At 56.2% G+C, this 16,748-nt stretch carries 13 protein-coding genes and 1 pseudogene; 6 read left to right on the top strand and 8 right to left on the bottom strand.

Annotated elements, in window-relative coordinates; genetic code table 11:
* The 3 genes and pseudogenes from NO931_RS18065 to NO931_RS18055 form a co-directional block, all read left to right on the top strand.
* Window positions 1–119, top strand: a pseudogene (locus NO931_RS18065) (IS6 family transposase); the annotation flags it as partial.
* A 101-nt stretch (window positions 120–220) separates the two neighbouring features.
* Complete coding sequence (locus tag NO931_RS18060; RefSeq protein ID WP_256393758.1) at window positions 221–1,975, top strand: DEAD/DEAH box helicase; 1,755 nt, start codon at window positions 221–223, stop codon at window positions 1,973–1,975.
* On the top strand, window positions 1,968–3,128 hold the full coding sequence (locus NO931_RS18055) for a hypothetical protein (protein WP_256393757.1): 1,161 nt from the start codon (window positions 1,968–1,970) through the stop codon (window positions 3,126–3,128). The genes NO931_RS18060 and NO931_RS18055 overlap by 8 nt, the downstream gene beginning before the upstream one ends.
* Window positions 3,129–3,133: 5 nt before the next feature.
* On the opposite strand, the gene NO931_RS18050 is transcribed toward NO931_RS18055, so the two are convergent.
* From NO931_RS18050 to NO931_RS18040, 3 genes are all read right to left on the bottom strand, one after another.
* Complete coding sequence (locus NO931_RS18050) at window positions 3,134–3,835, bottom strand: hypothetical protein (protein ID WP_256393756.1); 702 nt, start codon at window positions 3,833–3,835, stop codon at window positions 3,134–3,136.
* Between the two features lie 119 nt (window positions 3,836–3,954).
* The gene (locus tag NO931_RS18045; RefSeq protein ID WP_256393755.1) at window positions 3,955–4,323 is read right to left on the bottom strand and encodes a DUF4209 domain-containing protein; all 369 of its coding nucleotides are present in this window, start codon (window positions 4,321–4,323) and stop codon (window positions 3,955–3,957) included.
* Between the two features lie 55 nt (window positions 4,324–4,378).
* Window positions 4,379–5,635: a hypothetical protein gene (locus tag NO931_RS18040; protein WP_256393754.1), complete on the bottom strand. Its 1,257-nt coding sequence runs from the start codon at window positions 5,633–5,635 to the stop codon at window positions 4,379–4,381.
* A 319-nt stretch (window positions 5,636–5,954) separates the two neighbouring features.
* Here NO931_RS18040 and NO931_RS18035 point away from each other — a divergent pair, with 319 nt between their 5' ends.
* On the top strand, window positions 5,955–6,491 hold the full coding sequence (locus NO931_RS18035) for a DUF7342 family protein (RefSeq protein WP_256393753.1): 537 nt from the start codon (window positions 5,955–5,957) through the stop codon (window positions 6,489–6,491).
* Between the two features lie 612 nt (window positions 6,492–7,103).
* On the opposite strand, the gene NO931_RS18030 is transcribed toward NO931_RS18035, so the two are convergent.
* Together NO931_RS18030 and NO931_RS18025 are read right to left on the bottom strand one after the other, a co-directional pair.
* The gene (locus tag NO931_RS18030; RefSeq protein WP_256393752.1) at window positions 7,104–7,985 is read right to left on the bottom strand and encodes a DNA-binding protein; all 882 of its coding nucleotides are present in this window, start codon (window positions 7,983–7,985) and stop codon (window positions 7,104–7,106) included.
* A 522-nt stretch (window positions 7,986–8,507) separates the two neighbouring features.
* Window positions 8,508–9,467, bottom strand: coding sequence for an HNH endonuclease (locus NO931_RS18025; RefSeq protein ID WP_256393751.1), 960 nt, complete (start codon window positions 9,465–9,467; stop codon window positions 8,508–8,510).
* Between the two features lie 150 nt (window positions 9,468–9,617).
* Between NO931_RS18025 and NO931_RS18020 the strand changes: the two genes are divergently transcribed.
* On the top strand, window positions 9,618–10,733 hold the full coding sequence (locus NO931_RS18020; RefSeq protein WP_256393750.1) for a hypothetical protein: 1,116 nt from the start codon (window positions 9,618–9,620) through the stop codon (window positions 10,731–10,733).
* A gap of 293 nt (window positions 10,734–11,026) precedes the next feature.
* Here the strand turns inward: NO931_RS18020 and NO931_RS18015 are convergent, their stop codons facing one another.
* Together NO931_RS18015 and NO931_RS18010 are read right to left on the bottom strand one after the other, a co-directional pair.
* The gene (locus NO931_RS18015) at window positions 11,027–12,745 is read right to left on the bottom strand and encodes an excalibur calcium-binding domain-containing protein (protein ID WP_256393749.1); all 1,719 of its coding nucleotides are present in this window, start codon (window positions 12,743–12,745) and stop codon (window positions 11,027–11,029) included.
* A gap of 148 nt (window positions 12,746–12,893) precedes the next feature.
* The gene (locus NO931_RS18010; RefSeq protein ID WP_256393748.1) at window positions 12,894–13,589 is read right to left on the bottom strand and encodes a hypothetical protein; all 696 of its coding nucleotides are present in this window, start codon (window positions 13,587–13,589) and stop codon (window positions 12,894–12,896) included.
* Between the two features lie 161 nt (window positions 13,590–13,750).
* On the opposite strand from NO931_RS18010, the gene NO931_RS18005 reads away from it, so the two are divergent.
* Window positions 13,751–14,914 carry an outer membrane protein assembly factor BamB family protein gene (locus NO931_RS18005; protein ID WP_256393747.1) on the top strand — a complete coding sequence of 388 codons (1,164 nt, stop codon included), beginning with the start codon at window positions 13,751–13,753 and terminating at the stop codon, window positions 14,912–14,914.
* Window positions 14,915–15,070: 156 nt separating this feature from the next.
* Here NO931_RS18005 and NO931_RS18000 read toward each other — a convergent pair whose 3' ends face one another.
* Entirely contained in the window at window positions 15,071–15,946 is an 876-nt protein-coding gene (locus NO931_RS18000; protein ID WP_256393746.1) for a class I SAM-dependent methyltransferase, read from the bottom strand.
* Between the last annotated feature and the right edge of the window lie 802 nt (window positions 15,947–16,748).

Here is a 16,748-nt window from a genome sequence, read left to right as displayed (position 1 = left end):
CCTTTCGAGAACTAAAACGACGAACCTCTTCGTTTAGTAATAGCTTTAGCCACGCCAAAGCAGAAACTGCTGATCAGTGGCTCAGATCGTTCGCATTTGCATGGAATCAGCTTATCTGAACACGACCAACGCGAACATCTCCAGTTGTTCAACCCGCCGCAATGGACGAACTTCAGCCAGGGGAAACATAGAAACACCTCCGATGGAATGATGGAAGCAGATGTCGAGAGAGAATCTCGTGGAGGTCGAGTTCCGCCACGAGGATACGTTACTATCTGACGCTGGAGAGTCCTCTTCCCTTGTTGAACATCTCCTTTCCGTTCAGGCGAACCGACTCCAAGCTGGCCAGCCAGATTCCGAACTCCGTTCGCTCTCGCACCTCGACGAGGAGAACGTCAAACTCCTCGAACACCAGGTTGACGCCGCCCACCGCGCCCTCTTCGAGATGGATGGCAAGGCACTCCTGGCCGACGAGGTCGGACTCGGGAAGACCATCGAAGTCGGGATGATTCTCAAGGAAATGCACTATCGCGGCACTGACGACGCGGTGCTGATTCTCACGCCGGCACAACTCGCCCAGCAGTGGCAGGGCGAGATGCTGGAGAAGTTCGGCCTCGACTTCACCTGCAACTACGACGACGACTTCGCTGGCTTCGACGCCCACGACCACGTCATCGCCAGCATCGACACCGCCAAGAGCGACCGCCACCGCTCGACCGTCCTCGCCCGCGACTGGGACGTCCTCGTGCTGGACGAGGCTCATTATGTGAAGAACGAAGACACCGACCGCTATGAGCTCTTAGAGAAGCTCTCGTACGACTACGCGTTCTTCCTCACCGCAACACCCATCCAGAACGATGTCACCGACCTCTACAATATCATCTCTTTGCTTCGACCGGGACTGTTCGGGACGCGTGAGGCGTTCCACAACTACTTCGTCAACAAGTCCCAGGAGACGCTGGTCAACCGAAACGAACTCCAGAACCGTCTCCGGAAGGTGATGATCCGCAATCGTCGCGATGAGACGGACATCGACTTCACGCCACGTAACGTCACGACGCGTACCTTCGACCCCTCGCCGGCAGAGCAAGACCTCTACCAAGCCGTGACTGACTACGTTCGTATGGCCTATGGCGAGGATCAAGGTCAGAAGCTCGTCCTGATGACCCTTCAGAAGGAGGTCGTCAGCAGTCCTGAAGCACTTAAGCAGACTGTGGAGCGACAGCTCGATGTCGAAGACGGTCAGGTCGTCCCTCATGCCGACCAGCTCAATCGAATTCTCGACTGCGTCGACGCGGTGGAGACGCCGACGAAGTTGGAGAGCGTCCAGCGTATTACCAGTGAGGCACGGGAACGCGTGGACAAGGGTCGAGTAATCGTGTTCACCCAGTTCCGGGCGACCCAACAGAAACTGATTGAGACATTCGCTGACCAGGGCTACACAACTCATCCCTTCCACGGCGGGCACAGCAGCGACGAGAAGGAGGAAATCGTCGAACGGTTCGAGGAGGAGGGCGGGGTTCTCGTCTCGACAGACGCCATGAACGAGGGCCGGAATCTCCAGTTCTGCAACGTGATGGTCAACTACGATCTGCCCTGGAATCCGATGAAGGTTGAGCAACGCATCGGTCGTATCCATCGCATTGGGCAGGAACGCGAGGTCTACGTGTTCAATATCGCGCTGGAGGACACCATCGAGGAGTACGTACTGGAGCGGCTCTACCACAAGATCGACCTGTTTCAACAGTCGGTCGGCGAGCTGAGCGAGATTCTGACTCGACTGGAAGAGACGGGGCGCAACTTCGAGGACGAAGTGTTCGAACGGCTGGTCTCGGCAGATTCGGAGGTCGAACTGGAGAACGACTTCGACGCGATGGCGATCGATCTGCAGGAACAGCGCGACCTCGCTGACAAACTCGAGGACTTCAACAAGGGCGTCTTCGAGGGATTTGACTTGGGGGATACTGATGACTGACGCAGCCCTCCCAGTCACCGAGCGGGTAGTCGAGCGTTTTACTGAGGCGTACTTGCGGTCGCTGGGGGCCGAAATCGAAAAGCAAGGACGTCGGTGGACAGTCACGCTTCCCGCCGACGCTGACACCGCTCTGGAATTGGATGGCGACGTACTGGAGATCGTAAGCGATCCGGACGAGGTCAACGAGGGAGCTATCGCCATTTCACCGGAAGCGCCATTCGTAGAGCGAATGCTCGACGAATCGGCTGACAGAACACCCCTCGGGTCGCTCTCACTGACACAAGACCAGTTCGAGTTGCAACTGCCCCCGTGGATCACTGGCGGAACAGTCGAAGTCGTGGATCGATCATTCACTCCGTACTATGATAGGCGGGCGCTCTGTGCGCTCTTTCACGTCGGCATCGAAACCGTCAGCGAGTACCAGACAGAGGAACTGCACGCAGTAGCGGTCGACCTCAACGATCACGAGGAACGGCCTCGACTCGCGGAGACGTACTTGGATTTGGCTGAAGACGGCCAGCGAAACCCCTCTGAGGGGAGGCAATTCGATGAGCAGACGTTGGGTGACGCAATCGAGACTGCCAACGAAGTTCTGGAACGAGAGATTTCCCCGATGGTTCGAGACACACGGGAACGTGCGACGCGTGCTGCAGAGGTGGAGCTAGACGAGTATCGGCAGTTCGTACAACAGCGACGGGAGGAGATAGACGAAGAGATCAGTCGCCTAAACGACCGAATCGAAGACGAGACCGAAGCAATCGACGCCGCCACGGAACAAGCAGAGCGTGTCGAAGCACTCCGGAAGCGAAAGGAACTCCAGTCGGAACTCGATGACCGACGAGCCGAACTCGATGATCTCACGGAACAGATAGAGAGGAACTTCCCAGAGAAACGGAGAGAAGTTCGAGAACGACATGACCTGACCGTCCGAATGCGGCCGGTAACAGCAACGTCGGTTTCGTACGAGCGAGGCGATCTCGTCCTCGAACTCAGCGCGGGTGATGCGACTGTCGAGAAATCGTACTCGTACGCCATTGGAGCGGGCGTGATGGAAGAGCCGAGTTGTGATCGCTGTGGGCGGCAACTGACGGGGGAGAACCCGCTTGCTCTTGAGAGGAATCGCGTTATCGGTGACACCTGTTGTGGGAACTGAGGACGTCAGTCGCCCATCTGGTACAGAATGGTATCTGGAGTGGTTCTGAGTATGTTCTCCGTGAGCGCGTCGACCGTCGATTGAGCTGAGGAAACAGCGAACGAACAGACGTCAGCCGGGGTTCTGTAGCCAATACCAGTCAACGTCTCTCGCAGTTCGGGGGCCAATTCTGCCTTACCGACATCGACGGTTGGTAGACCAGCATCCCGTAGAGCGGTGAGAGCCGCCGGCGACCTCGAAAGAAGAACGCCACCATTCGTGAGAAACGAGAGCTCCTCTTGGAGGGTCATCAACAATCTCTCACGCCGGTCAGGGTCGTTGATCGCGTTCCCCCACTGCAAGTCGGCATGTACTTTACCAGAGAAGCCCTCCACGCCGTTCTGATCAAGTAGTTCGCCGACATCCTCAGGAAAAGCTGGTTCAGCCTGTCCACGGTAGAAGTCCCACAAGTTCGACTTCTGGACAGTCGGCTCCGTTTCGTCCGTGAGCAATCTGTAGAACGCTGCAGGCACGTAGAGTTCGCCAAGCCGAGGTTGAGTCGGCGTGCCCCCCAGTGTGGCCTGAGTCTGCAAAGAGAAGACGTTAGAGTCAGTCAATCTGTCGAGAGACCGACTGGCGACGAGAAGCGACGGATCTAGTAACACGTCGATAGGCGGTTCGAATTTTCGCTCCAACTCATTTCGAAGCTGGTCGTTGCCGGCACTCATTTGACACTCGTTTTAGTACCAACCCTGTTAAACACCAGCACCAGCATATGACACACATATGTCGTTAATCCTACTCATTTCGACCTGGCTGAGAGGTCAATCGAGGCCGAGTCCACTGTCTACGGGTAATGGTTCTCGATGCGGAGAAGAGTGCGAAGGATGTCGAAGAGTAGAACTGCAGAATACTCGAATGAGGTCGCTCCGTAGGGGTATTGGCCATGAGCGAGTAGGTTTCGGAGGTTCAGACCCCCTGAGTCGGTGTACTGGTACTCAAGATATGCTCCGAGGTCATCGTTGACCTCTTCCCGAATAATTCCGAAGAGGCCACCGAGCGTCGCTGGTTCTACAGTTCCGTCGTTCTTGCTTTTGTTCACGCGCTCTCCCTTGATTTCCAGTAAGTCTTCGAGGACAGCCTCAAATTGAGGCATACCCACGTGTAGTGCCTTCGTATAATCCTCTTCGAAGAAGGAGATGATGGCGTCAGTCAAGAACGCCTCTCGATGGAGATCGAGGTACTCAATCCGATCTAACACTCGGTAGAAATCAGACTCTCGAATATCTCCTCGTTCGATTAGCCGGCGGAGGACTCGCCCTACGACCGCATTCATTTTCTTCGTTCTTCGCTGGAAGGTTTTGGTGTCCAATCCTCGGAGTCAATGGACTGGATGGAGACGCGTGATTTCCTTCACCAAACACCTCCATGACATCGAACAGCCCAGGATTGTGGTGGACAATATCACCCTTGGAGTTCTCGAAGCTCTGAGAGAGCAATACTGGAAGAGGATTCGTATTTAGTTGCTGGACTTCGTCCTCAACGGCCTCTTTGTAGTCGGTCAACAACTCGTCGAATTGGAGGAACAGCTCGAAAGTCTTCTCTCTCGAAGGAGTCATGTGGAGACTCCGGTAGAGAAGAACAAGACGATCTGCGTCCAGCTGAATATCTTGAGGAGTTGCTCCTGTTGGGACAGGCCCCATATTCTCTCGGCCCTTTCTATTCTCTACTCGAAGCTGTCGTAACCACTCGTCTCGCTGTTCCTTAGAGAGAAACTCACGGCATTCTCGAAATCCGCTCTGGAGGATTGCCGCATTACGGGAGTGAGCGTCTGAACGCTCAACGTCCTCCTCGTAGGATTCGATGAGTCGTTGCTCCTCAGAGTGAGGATCACCGCCGATGCGTTCTCGAAGGTTGATTGCCCGCCTCAATACGTCCCGCTCCGCCTGTAAGTCGCCAGATTTCTGGAACGATTCCGCCCAGTCTACGCACTCCGTGTAAAGATCGATGACAACGTCTCGCTCAGACGGGCCGCTTACATTCTGAATTTCGTCGAGGAGGTCGAATACAAGACTCCGGGTCGCAGTAGTTAGAAGCCCCTCATCGACAAGTAGTTCGACCCCTCGTTGGATTTCTTGCTCTAATTCGGAGTCCCAGCCACCGAGTTCTAGCATCTCCTGAAGACGATGTTTTACTGCCACGATCGAAACATCGTCCCACCTTCGTCTTCTTGCATCCTCGAATACCTCTTCGAGCTTCGAGAGTGCAGTAGCGAGTAGGTTGAAATCGCGTTCTGAGCTGTTCTGTATGATGGAAGTTTGCAGGTACCATTCTTCCAAACATTCAATTGCAGTGAATATCGGATGGTCAATACCCGCCGTGTTCGCCTCGTCAACCTCGTCAGCGATCTCGTCGATGGCCTCCTCTGGGTCATCGCGGATGAGAGAAATAGTTCGGTCTAGTCGAGACGCAAGGTGATATTCTCGTTCGGGATCGCTCGTTGCCTGTTGGAAATTATCGACGAGCATCGCTTAGAGATCACGAAACAAGACTTCTAACTGGGACAAAATTACCGGAATGCTACGAGCGTCGCTCGTGACGTGTGGTCGAGGGCTGTGGTTCTGGTGAAAGTTGATTCGAGCGCTTAGAGAATAGCTCATAACAGAATTTGATCCCATCATCAATTCACAATGATGACTGGTGCAGCCGGGAATAGAAAGGTTTCCACTATATCACTAATCGGCGGGTCGATCACGGACTGCCGACGGTTATGGCCCTATCTACTCTGAGTGAGTCAATAATTAGAGTCAGAGATACAATTATACGTCTCAATCAAGTAGGATGGGTATGGAAACGGACGACGAAACAACAGAAACACCTGGAGATGAGGCCTGGAAAGAACACACCAGCAGCTTCGACAGAGTCCAGAGTGTTGCACTCACAGTAGCTGAGCCCCGTCCTGCATCGTGGATCGCCGATGAGGCGCTCGTCGCGGAGAACACCGCACGGCGTCACCTCCAGCGGCTCGTAGAATTGAACGTGTTGACAGCAGACGCCGAAGGGGGAGCAACGACGTACTTCCCAGACCCAGTATACGTCCGTACTCGAGAGGTTCGAGCACTCCTCGAGGAACACGATCAGGATAGCCTCGCAGCACTCGCCACGGAACTGAAATCGGACATCGAGAATTGGCAGGCTGAATTCGATGCCAGTAGCCCCGAGCAGGTCCGGAAACAGACGGCTAAAGACTCATTCTCAGCCGAAGACTCCCGAGAGCGACGACACGTTGCAAGTGATTGGGAGCACACTCGCTACCGCTTGTCGCTCATCGAAGACGCGTTAGAACGGTATGGCGAGTTTACGAATCACCCTGCACCAGCATGAGAACTCGAGCGAACGAACTGCAACCGCCATCCATCACGGACGGTGGCCGCGATTCGTCTCGGTATCTCGGTCAAGAACGCCACCGAATCCTCCGGGAGTTACGACAGCAGTTAATGCGACATCCTGCGATCGAAGACGTACAGGGCATCCCTGATAGGAAGTTCCGGGAACTTCGTGCGGATATCAATCCATCGGCGTTCGGACGCGACGCTGAGCGTGCAACGCTCAGGGTTGCTTGGTGGCCAGCTCCGGAGGATTCAGAGTTCGCCGTTCACTACAGCGAGAGCACCGGATACGACTGTGGATTCCATCGCGAGCCAAATCCTCACGTCGACGGAAAAGCTCACTTCCAAGAGCGGAGTGGCCCTGGCGACGACTACGAGTCAGTTTCTTTCTCAGTAGAGACGCCCTCTCGGCTTCTGTGGACGATTCTCGATCAACTAGCTGATCGATTACAGTGAGAGTCTCGTTCGGAGTTGAGAGTGTCTCCGGAACACTGCCAATCGGCACTCAAAGTAGTCGTCAAGTTTGTCAGCTACCTTCGTGTTGGAGGCTGTAACCGTCTTACCCTATTCTACTGGATGCTTCCAAAAATAGAGGAACTGACCCTCGCTACTGCCGATCTGGGAAGTAGACCTCACTTTGTCGAGTCAGCGCTAACGAGACACGTCCTTCGTACCAACTCTTGGCTGCATCGCGAATTCGGACGCGCGCTCCTTCAGACATCCATGTCTGTTCGCTAGCCTTCCACACCGTGAATTTACAGACACCCGAATCATCCTCAAGTAACCCAACTTGCGCAATGGCAGAATGAGACGGCTCCCAGAGGACCTTCACACGTCCTTCAATACTCACTTCCTTTCGATTGACCTCCTCCACCGCTGCAATCGGAATCACCGTCCCGGCCGCCTGCTCTAACTCCTCGAACACGCCCACGACCGCGCCCAGAACGCCACAGCCATCGACGACGCGCTCGGCCAGCCGCCGACTGATCGCCGCTCTCGACCATCCATCCAGCTTCGCCTCCAATCGTCCCGCCTGCTTGTTCACCATCGCTAACTCCTCCGTGCTCAGTCGCGCTCTGGGATCAGGGACATCCGGATCACACCGGGGATCTACGCTCGCCGCACGCCGCTCGAACTCCCGACGTCGTCGCTCGCTTCCTTCACTCACTACAATGCGCGCCTGCTCTTCCCGCCTCGAACGCTGCCCTCGATCCCACCGTTCGTGCGTCTGCTCGATCTCCCACTCTCTCGCTTCCAGTCGCTCCTGGGCTGCCAGCGTCTGCCCGAACAGCCGCCCTTCGATTTCCAGATCATCCGCGTAATCAACTTTTCCTTGAATGTTCTGCTCGACGCTTGCTCGTAGCTCCACCTCTTCTTCGACCACCCACTTGGCCGCCGCCTCACTCGCCCACTCGTCCACCGTCGTCTGGTACTCGTCCGTCTGTTCGTCAACCGAAGCTTCATCTACCGTACTGTAGTTAGTACTCATTGGTGTTCTAGCACCGAAGGCGCCCACTCAGCGTCTTCTTCCAACGACCACAACTCTCCAGCCGTGGCTCTCATCGTCGACGACACATCCGCGCGCGCTGCTCGCGCCTTCGCGAGCGCCCTTGGGCGCGAGCAGCGCGCGCTATCGAGACCTACCCACCCAGAACCGCGCGCCAGCGGCGCCCGACGCGAGCGTCCAGCTTTAAGCCGGTTTCCGGTCCGAGCGTGCGAGGACCGAAAGCGCGCTTAATGCTGGCGTCGAAGCCATACGCCCGGTACGACGAGCGTGCTCGGCGCACCCGGAATGGTCGGTCGCGAGCGTTGCGTCGGGCGACCGCGGCGAGCGGGGCGGGGCGTGCTATACCAGTCGCCACAACCAGCGGGGTGGGACTAAAAGGGGCTGGCGCGATCGATCCTTCCTGGGCGACGTAAGCACCGAAGCGAAGCGAGGCGCACAGCGAGCCCCGGAGCGGTCGATCGCGCCAGGGGCTTTTGAGCTGTCAGAAGTAGCCACGACTACCAACTACTCCACAGACACGATCTCGTCCCCCGGAACATCCTCGATCGACGAGAGCCTGTACACTAACTCCCGATTGTACGCCTCACCATCCCGCCCGTGGTGAACCCGGTAGTGGCAGTTAGGACACAACGCAATTACTGTCTCCGGTGAATCAGGCCCTCCCGCAGAAAGCTCGAGGACGTGATGAGCATGGAGATACGGATCGCCGTCACGATTCACGAATGGCGCTGGCTCCCCACAGCCTTCACACTCGCCATCAGCACGCTCCAGCACGTACGCACGAACGTCGTCGGATCGGTCGTACTCGGTTACTTCCCGCACATTGACCGACGTCGAGACGGAGGTGCTCGCAGATCGCTCGGCTCGCTCACGGAGCGAAGAAAGGTCCGCTCCATCCTGCTCACTCTCAGCTGAACGTTCGATCGTCTGCGTAGCCGTGTCGCTGACCCATTCTCCTTCCTTGTATTCATCAACGACGTCCTGCCCAAATGCGGTCAATACGTGGTGGTCACCGTGTTGCTCTATGGCACCGACTACCTCTAGCCATTCGAGATGCCGGACGATGACACCGACAGGTAGCTGGTAATCGGGATAGTGTTCCTGTAATTGTGTCTGGATTGCATCGTCAGTGCGGTGGCCAAGAGAGACCGATTGTAGAATCGTCTCGAAGCCTTTGACGTGCTCGACAAGCGTCTCGAACAGTAGTTCTCTATCACTCGTAGTTCTGTAGTCTTGCCCTCGAGACGTCAGCGAGAACTGCCCCTCATCCCGTTCTAGTAGACCGATCGAGCGAAGAAAGCCCACGTACGCCTGAATCGTCGAATCGCTCTCTGCACCCGTATTCGATTTGAGCCACGCCCAGAGGTCGGACTGCGTTGGATTCGCCTTGGCAATGTATCCAAAGGTTGCTTGCAGATTTTCGAGGCGGTTGTCGACGCCTCCAAAGAACCGATCGGTCGTCATCCGACGATCGTCGCCCATTGTATGGACAGTACGATTTGTATCAGCAAACTTCAATATGGGTGGCTAGTGAATCATCGTGGCATTCAATTTGTGATGAAACATCGATATAGAGACAATTTTTATTGTTATTCACGTATCACTTTGTTATCGATGGCAAAGCGGAGATACTCCCGACTTGCTCTCGCTCTCTTGGTCATTCTTAGCGGATGTACAACTGCTCCACCACCAGACGGGCATGATCCAGTACAAGAAGATCCAAAGACATCAACACTCACTGATCACGAAACGGAGTCAAAAACCTCTCTACCGGCTATCTGTGAGGGATACAGCAACTGCTCTTCTGAGAAGGTGAATAAACTCGAGTCTGCAATCCAGTCTTCGTTCGATCGCTTGCCAAAGAACGATTCGCGGAGAAGCCAGATCACGAAGCAAGTTGCAAACGAGATCTGTGCCGCCCCAACAACGAACCTCTCGACGAATGCCTCTGCGGGGGAATTACAGGCGGAATTGATGAAGACCACCCACGCAGTCGCGCTCATGAACGAGGAATTCAATAGCGATATTAACCCACAGAGGTTCAAGAGCGCAGCTGGAACCGCAGGCGAGGTAGCAAAGTACACTACGATTCTGGGCTCGTACAATCATCTCCATACAGCAGCGTGTGCGTACGATCAAGAGGAACCAGACACCGTCGAGGAGTTCTACATTGCATCGGCCGCCTTTGGTGTCGAGGTGCTTTTGATCCAGCACCAGATGTACTATAAAGCCTCGTTCAAGGTTGGACAAAAGGTCGCGCATACCAAGAGTTTCCAGACGATTCAGAAGATAGGCGGAGATGAGGCCGCTGCCCTCGTACTCAGCGAAGTACACTGGTTTGTCCGACAAGGATTGACAGACACAAGTCAGTATGTTCTCCGAAAGAGCAACCAGATGAACGTCACTGTCGAGATCAACTCCTCTACCGAGAATGATCTCAGACAGCAGCTCGGGGAACGCTACGATGGACTCTCGACCAATGCTCAAAAAATCAAGAATGCAAGCGACCGCGCAGTTAAGCAGTGTGCTGAAGAAGCCGGCATGAAGTTTGACTCGAGTTCTGATAATGGGCTCCTTGGCAAAGCGAAAGATGCTGTGAAGAACCCATCAGATGCGGTGAAGCGTGCAAAGAAGGCGTTCGATGGAGATCTTAGCATCTCAAAGATCAAGGACTCACCCACCAAACTCCCAGACACGATCCGGTCCGATATTGAGGAGTGTATCAAGTGAGGTCTTGGCCGTTCCGAAGGTTCCGCGGGCAGTAGGGACCGGTGAGTTTGACACAGAGAGCTAAAAAGACGAACACGCCATTCTAATGCATCTACTACAACCGCCGCGGGAGGGATTAAAAGGGGCTGGCGCGATCGATCCTTCCTGGGCGACGGAAGCACCGCAGCCCCGTGAGGAGCGTGGTTCGAAAGAGCGCAAGGCGCTCTTTCGTCATCCCGAAAATCTACGATTTTCGGAGACAGCGAGCCCCGGAGCGGTCGATCGCGCCAGGGGCTTTTGGACTGGCAGCAGTCTCAAGAACCACCAACAGATACGAGCACGCTCTGGCTGTCGTCGGTCATCTCTCCATCTGTCTCCGCTCCATTCCCTTCCTCGCTACCTCCGTTTTCCTCAGATGATTCGTCGTCGGTGTTGCTCTCTCCGTTGTCCTCATCGTCCTCTGACGCCTCATCGTCCTCCTCGGAGCTCTCTTCGTCATCCTCGTCAGTGCCGTTTGCATCGCTCTCGTCGGTGCTGTCCCCATTCTCCTCATCTCCCTCACCTTCGTCGGTACTGTCTCCAGTCTCCGTATCTTCGTCCCCCTCACCAGTGTCATCATCGGTACCGTCGCTGTCCTCGTCAGCACTCTCACCGTCCTCTTCGCCATTCGTCAACGAAGAGTCATCCTCGCTGTCCTCATCATCGGACTCTGCAGTAGTGTCGTCTTCACCATCATCCGGCGCGCCGGGGAGGCCTTCACAGGGGACTCCATTCCCATCACCGTCGAGACCGTGTTCTCCGGGAGAGTCCTGATAGACTTCGTTCGCCTCCTCCCAAGTCTCGAAATCCTCGCAGTTGTACTCATCCTCACCACCATTTCCGTTGTCGGGTGCCCCCGGTAGCCCTTCACAGGGAATCCCGTCACCGTCTCCGTCGAGACCGTGTTCACCTGACGAGTTTTCGTAGACTTCGTTCGCCTCCTCCCAGGTCTCGAAGTCATCGCAGTCATAGTCCAAGGAATCCTGATACTCATCCCACTCCTCGTCTATTTCCTCCCGGCACGCATCGTACTCAGGATTCGCTGCCTCGGCGACAGTCATCCCACTCGAATTGGTGACTTCGATCGCAGAGATGATGGCATTCGTTACTGCAGTATCGGTATCAGCAACGGCGATTGCAACTGATTGTGGGAGTGTAGCGTTCTCCTCACTCCAGGTATTCGTGGTGAGTCCCTCATCAGTATAGTACTCCGTCGTGGCAGTGTAGCTGAAGCCGTCCCCCTCTCCCTCGATCTCGGCCGCCGAACAACCATCGTACGTGATGCCATCGACAGTCGGACTCTCGTTATCCGTTCCGTTCGGTTCCGCACCAGCTCCCCCATTGTCGCCGTTCCCGTCGTCACCATCACCATCAGTAGCGGTTGCGACTGCTGACGCTGCTGCGGACGCAGAGGTGTCCACGGTTACGCTCGTGTCGCCATCACCGTCATCGTCCGAGTCCTCTCCAGTAGAGTACACAGCGCCGATGCCGAGGCCCTCTAATGCGTTTCCTTCGAGCGAGCCATTGTTGAACTCCCCGACGAGATCGTCATCCGGTGACACCGAGACAATCGCACCTGAGAGTCGGTAGGCCGCACGGTCATCCGCGTCGAGGGTTCCATTGACGACACACGTCTGGTCCTCACAGGAAACCGTCTCCGACGCAGTGTCGTTCGTAGACTGGATCGCACCGAGGACGACGATGCGATACTCAAGCGACTCGTTGTCGCTACGGTTGTTCGTGAGCGTGACGTTGAGATCGATCTTGTCGTAATCGACGACAGGCTCGGTAACGTCGTCTGTCGATGGTGGGAACTCTTCGTCCTCGTCCTGGACGGTGTTGGCCTGGGCAGTGTTCTCGACGCCCTGATCGGCATCCAAATCGGAATTCAGGACTGCTGGCGAGAGACCCGCACCGACTGTCGCAAGGATTACGAACGTCACGACGGTGATCGCCGCAACGCGAGCTGTGCGCTGTTTGGTATCACTACTCATGAATAGAGCTCCGACAGCGACACCTAAACCCGATGTTACATCTCTGTTAGATATCCTGCAAGCCTGCCTGAGGTTTGGGCGCTAGCCAGAGAACAGTAGTAGCGACGTAGACACCGATACGTAGTGAATAGCTACCCCGAACTGCCAGTCACGACTTCGTATACAGCCCATCAAGCGCCGCCAAACACGCATCACAGACAGCCGCCCCATCGATATCCGTGGGAGCATCGGAGATCTTCTCGAGTTGGTCAGCAGGCTCCAGTACCTCCCCACACGCGAGTCGCTCGCAATGATCGAAGTTACTCATGGAAACATCGGAGTCATCCGTTCCAGGAAACTCGACCACGGCGTGCCAGCGCCCATTAGGTTCCTTGGTGAACCACTCGTACGGCGACTTTAGCAAGCCGTGCGTATCTTCGAGAATCTCGATTGTCTTCCGATCCTCGCCCCGAACGTGCTCTCGCTGAACGACACGCTCCCCATCGGGGCCGACCCACAGATGCTCATGTTCGAAGACGTCCGCATCCCCGTCGAAGTCGTGTTCGTCAGCATCAAGTCGCCGTCGACTATGATGCGCATGCGCATGGATCGTTCCATCGGCGTGATGCCGCGCGTCGATCGTCCACTTGTCGTCCCAGCGCTCTCGAGCAGCATCCCGAAGCCGTTCAAGATGGTCTGTCGGTGGACGCTCGTCGAGCCACCGAGAGAGTTCGTTGCGAGCCTCACGAACGAGTTGCTCCCTCCTGACCTCCGCATCCGACGAGTCGTCTGCCATGACCGACGCAAGCATTGAGGAGACACGCTCGATCGGATCCATTTCAGCTGTCGTCTCTTCGTCGGTCATCGTACACGACCTACCAGCATACCGAAGCCGCAAAAAGACAGGTGCCGAGATTCCAAGCGTTGCCCGTCAGCAGTGACGCGGTAGGCGAACGCCGATATAGCAAACGTATTCCTAGTGATGCCGAACACTCGCTTACAAGGCCTCTCGTGGGAAGTGTGGTCATGGTAACGAATATCAAACACGCCCGACGAGCATTCCTCTCCCTGATCGCGGGCAGTACACTCGCAGGAACGGCCGGGGCGTCAGCACAAACGCACAGAAATCCCTCCCCATCGACAGAACAACCGACTAGCATCGAGCAAGTCGTGCAGGACCAATACACCGCGGTCAGCCTCGTCACAGACGTTTCAGCCTCCGGCGACACCGTACTGTTCGGCTTCGATAATGGCGATCTCGTCATATACGACCCCAACCGGCAATCAGAAATCTTCCCATTCTCGGTGAACTCGGGGATTTCCCACATTCAAATCGAGGAAGCCACGAACACGGCTGCGCTTGCGTGGATGGACGCAGACCTATACGGGTCACTCGATCTCACCTCTCAGGATGGCCCAGTCGTCGAACATCCGGGGCTATGGGACATCGCAATGGCATCTGAGGACGCTACGATGGCATCTGTATCGTCTCCGATAGACGGTCAGGGAAGCGTTATCCTTGCGACAGAGGACGGTCAACAGTGGAGAGACAATTTCGACGAGGCAGCCGCGAACAGCGTCGACATTACCGCTGACGGCGACTCAATCGCCGTCGGTGGAACGCACTACTGGGTTGGAGCGACCGAACGGGAAGGAACACCCGGTGTAATGCTTTACGATAGCGAGGGCGAACAACAGTGGGTCTACGAAACCGAGCTCGACGTGATCGCCACCCAGATCAACGCCGAATCCGAATGCGTCGTAGCCGGGACAGAAGATGGGCAGATCTTCGCTCTTGATCTCGATGGAGAACTACGCTGGGAAGACCCGCTGGCTGGGGGATGGCCGTACATCTCTAGAGACGGAAGTACTGTAATCACCTCTACTATTGAGGTGGCCATCCAGGCGTACGATAGCACGACCGGCGAGGAACTATGGTCTACCGAAATCGGAGCGGTGGCTGGTGAGGATATAAGCGTCACTGAGGATGGCACCCGTGTTCTCGCCTCGGCACGTACTGAGGGAGAGATCTACGTCGTCGAAGAGAGCGGCGTGATCTGGGAGAACGCCTACGACGTCGGTCCAGCAGTCGGGGCGCTCTCCGGGACTGGGGGAACGTGGAGTGTGGGGATTCAACAGAACGAAGAGCAGACTGGTCGCGTCGAAATCTACGAGGATAGTGCCGCATAAACTTCGTCGACTCTGTTGAGATTCTTTCGTCCAATTCATGCCCTGTCGAGATCGCCGTTCAGTAGAGACTCGTATTTTAGTACTGATGATCGGTAGAATGCCCAGACGAACGATACGAAGCTACCAGTGTATTCTGGTGGGCGCCTGAGATGGACGTCATAACGGGTAACTTCCACGTTCGTACACTCCCTGAACGACGGCGATCCGCTCTTCCTTGAGGTTCTGAACGACGTTCGCCGCTTTGTTCGGCGTCTCTGCTCCCATCAGAAGGTTGAGTCCGAGCGGCGGCGGTGCGTCCGCTGCCCGCGATTGCATCGACTCCACCACGTTCTCAAACCACTCGAGGCTCGGACCTGTGACGTCCTTCCAGACGGTCTCATCGCAGCCACAATCCAGAACGATCTCTCGGAGTCGGTCAGGAGGATCGAGGTGGCTAAGCGATGCATCCGATGCCCAGGGGACCGGAAACACTGGCTCGCCTCCAGGTCCGGCACAAATTTCGTACAGTGCAAGTGTACCTCCGGGTCTAAGGACGCGGCCCGCTTCCTCGATCGCTACCTCCGTGGCCTCGATGTTCGGCAGCGCGTGCTCGAACCAAACGACGTCAAATTCCTCGTCCTCGAACGGCAGATCAAGGGCGTTACCATGCTGGAAGCGGACCTTCTCGGTCAACCCCACTCGATCGGTAAAGAGCGTCGCTGCCCGGCAATACTCCTCGACGATATCGAGTCCGACGACATCGCAACCGAACTCGGACGCAAGGGTGCGGGCGGGCCCGCCGATACCGCACCCGACGTCGAGGACGCGAGAGTGGTCTTCGACCTCCGCAAGGTCTGCGACCTCCCGGGTAGCCTCAAGGCCGCGAATGTGGAACTCGTCGACTGATGCGATGTCATCCCGAGTAAGCGCATCAACGTCTTTCCCGGCAGCTTCGAGGGCGTCGAGGAGTTCGTTGCCGAGGCCGCTCACTCCGTAGTGTTCGTTCAATGCCGTCTCGTAGCCGGTGTCCGTTTTCGACTCATCGGTCGGCATGCCATACCCTCCTTTGGATAGCGACGTTGCAGTGAGACGCCTCTTGGTCCCGCTCGTTGAGGGCGTCGTGGGGCTGTTCTACAACGTCTGTGTTGGTTTGTAGTATTGCCATCGGTGCCTCCCAGCGGCCCACTCTATGCAACTGGTCTCTTCTCCAGCATCACTGCGTAGAGAGCGTTGGTGCCCCTCTACGACGCCAACAGTGTTAGCTGTTACCAACCAACAGAATAACGAGTTGGAAATATCGTCCGGTGGTGTTGCATAGCAGCGTGGCTCGGCCACGACAAGAGAATGCCGATGGCGACACGGTGCTTACAGGCGCCCGAGAGACATCGTATCAATTGCGCTGCCCCCGATTCCAGTGTCTCGCAGGATCGCATCCTCCAAGGAGTTCTCTTGGACACCACAGCCCCCAGCAAACTGATATAATCACTATGCAAACCAACGCAATTTATTACGTATTCAACGAAGTGGGTATCACTCAGCAAGCCACTGCCCCCTGAATATTCACCGGCAGCATACACGAGAATACGCTCAGATGCCACCAACCTCCACTGACCCGACGCCAGCCGCACCAGACGCTTCACAACCCGACGACGACACACTCCCAGTCCCCGTCGACGACACACTCCCAGTCCCCGTCGACGACGTCCGCGAATACATCCGGATCACGCCAACTGAGACACCACTACACGACGGATCTCCCGCGTCGTCTTTCAAGCGCCTCCATCGTATCGATCCGAATACCGGCCCATCAGGCTTCCTGGATAAACTCAGAGGGCTCACGACAGAACAGAGCGTC

It is taken from the genome of Natronoarchaeum rubrum (assembly GCF_024494695.1).
Note: the sequence above shows the minus strand (reverse complement) of the source record. Positions and strands in the feature narration are given on the sequence as shown.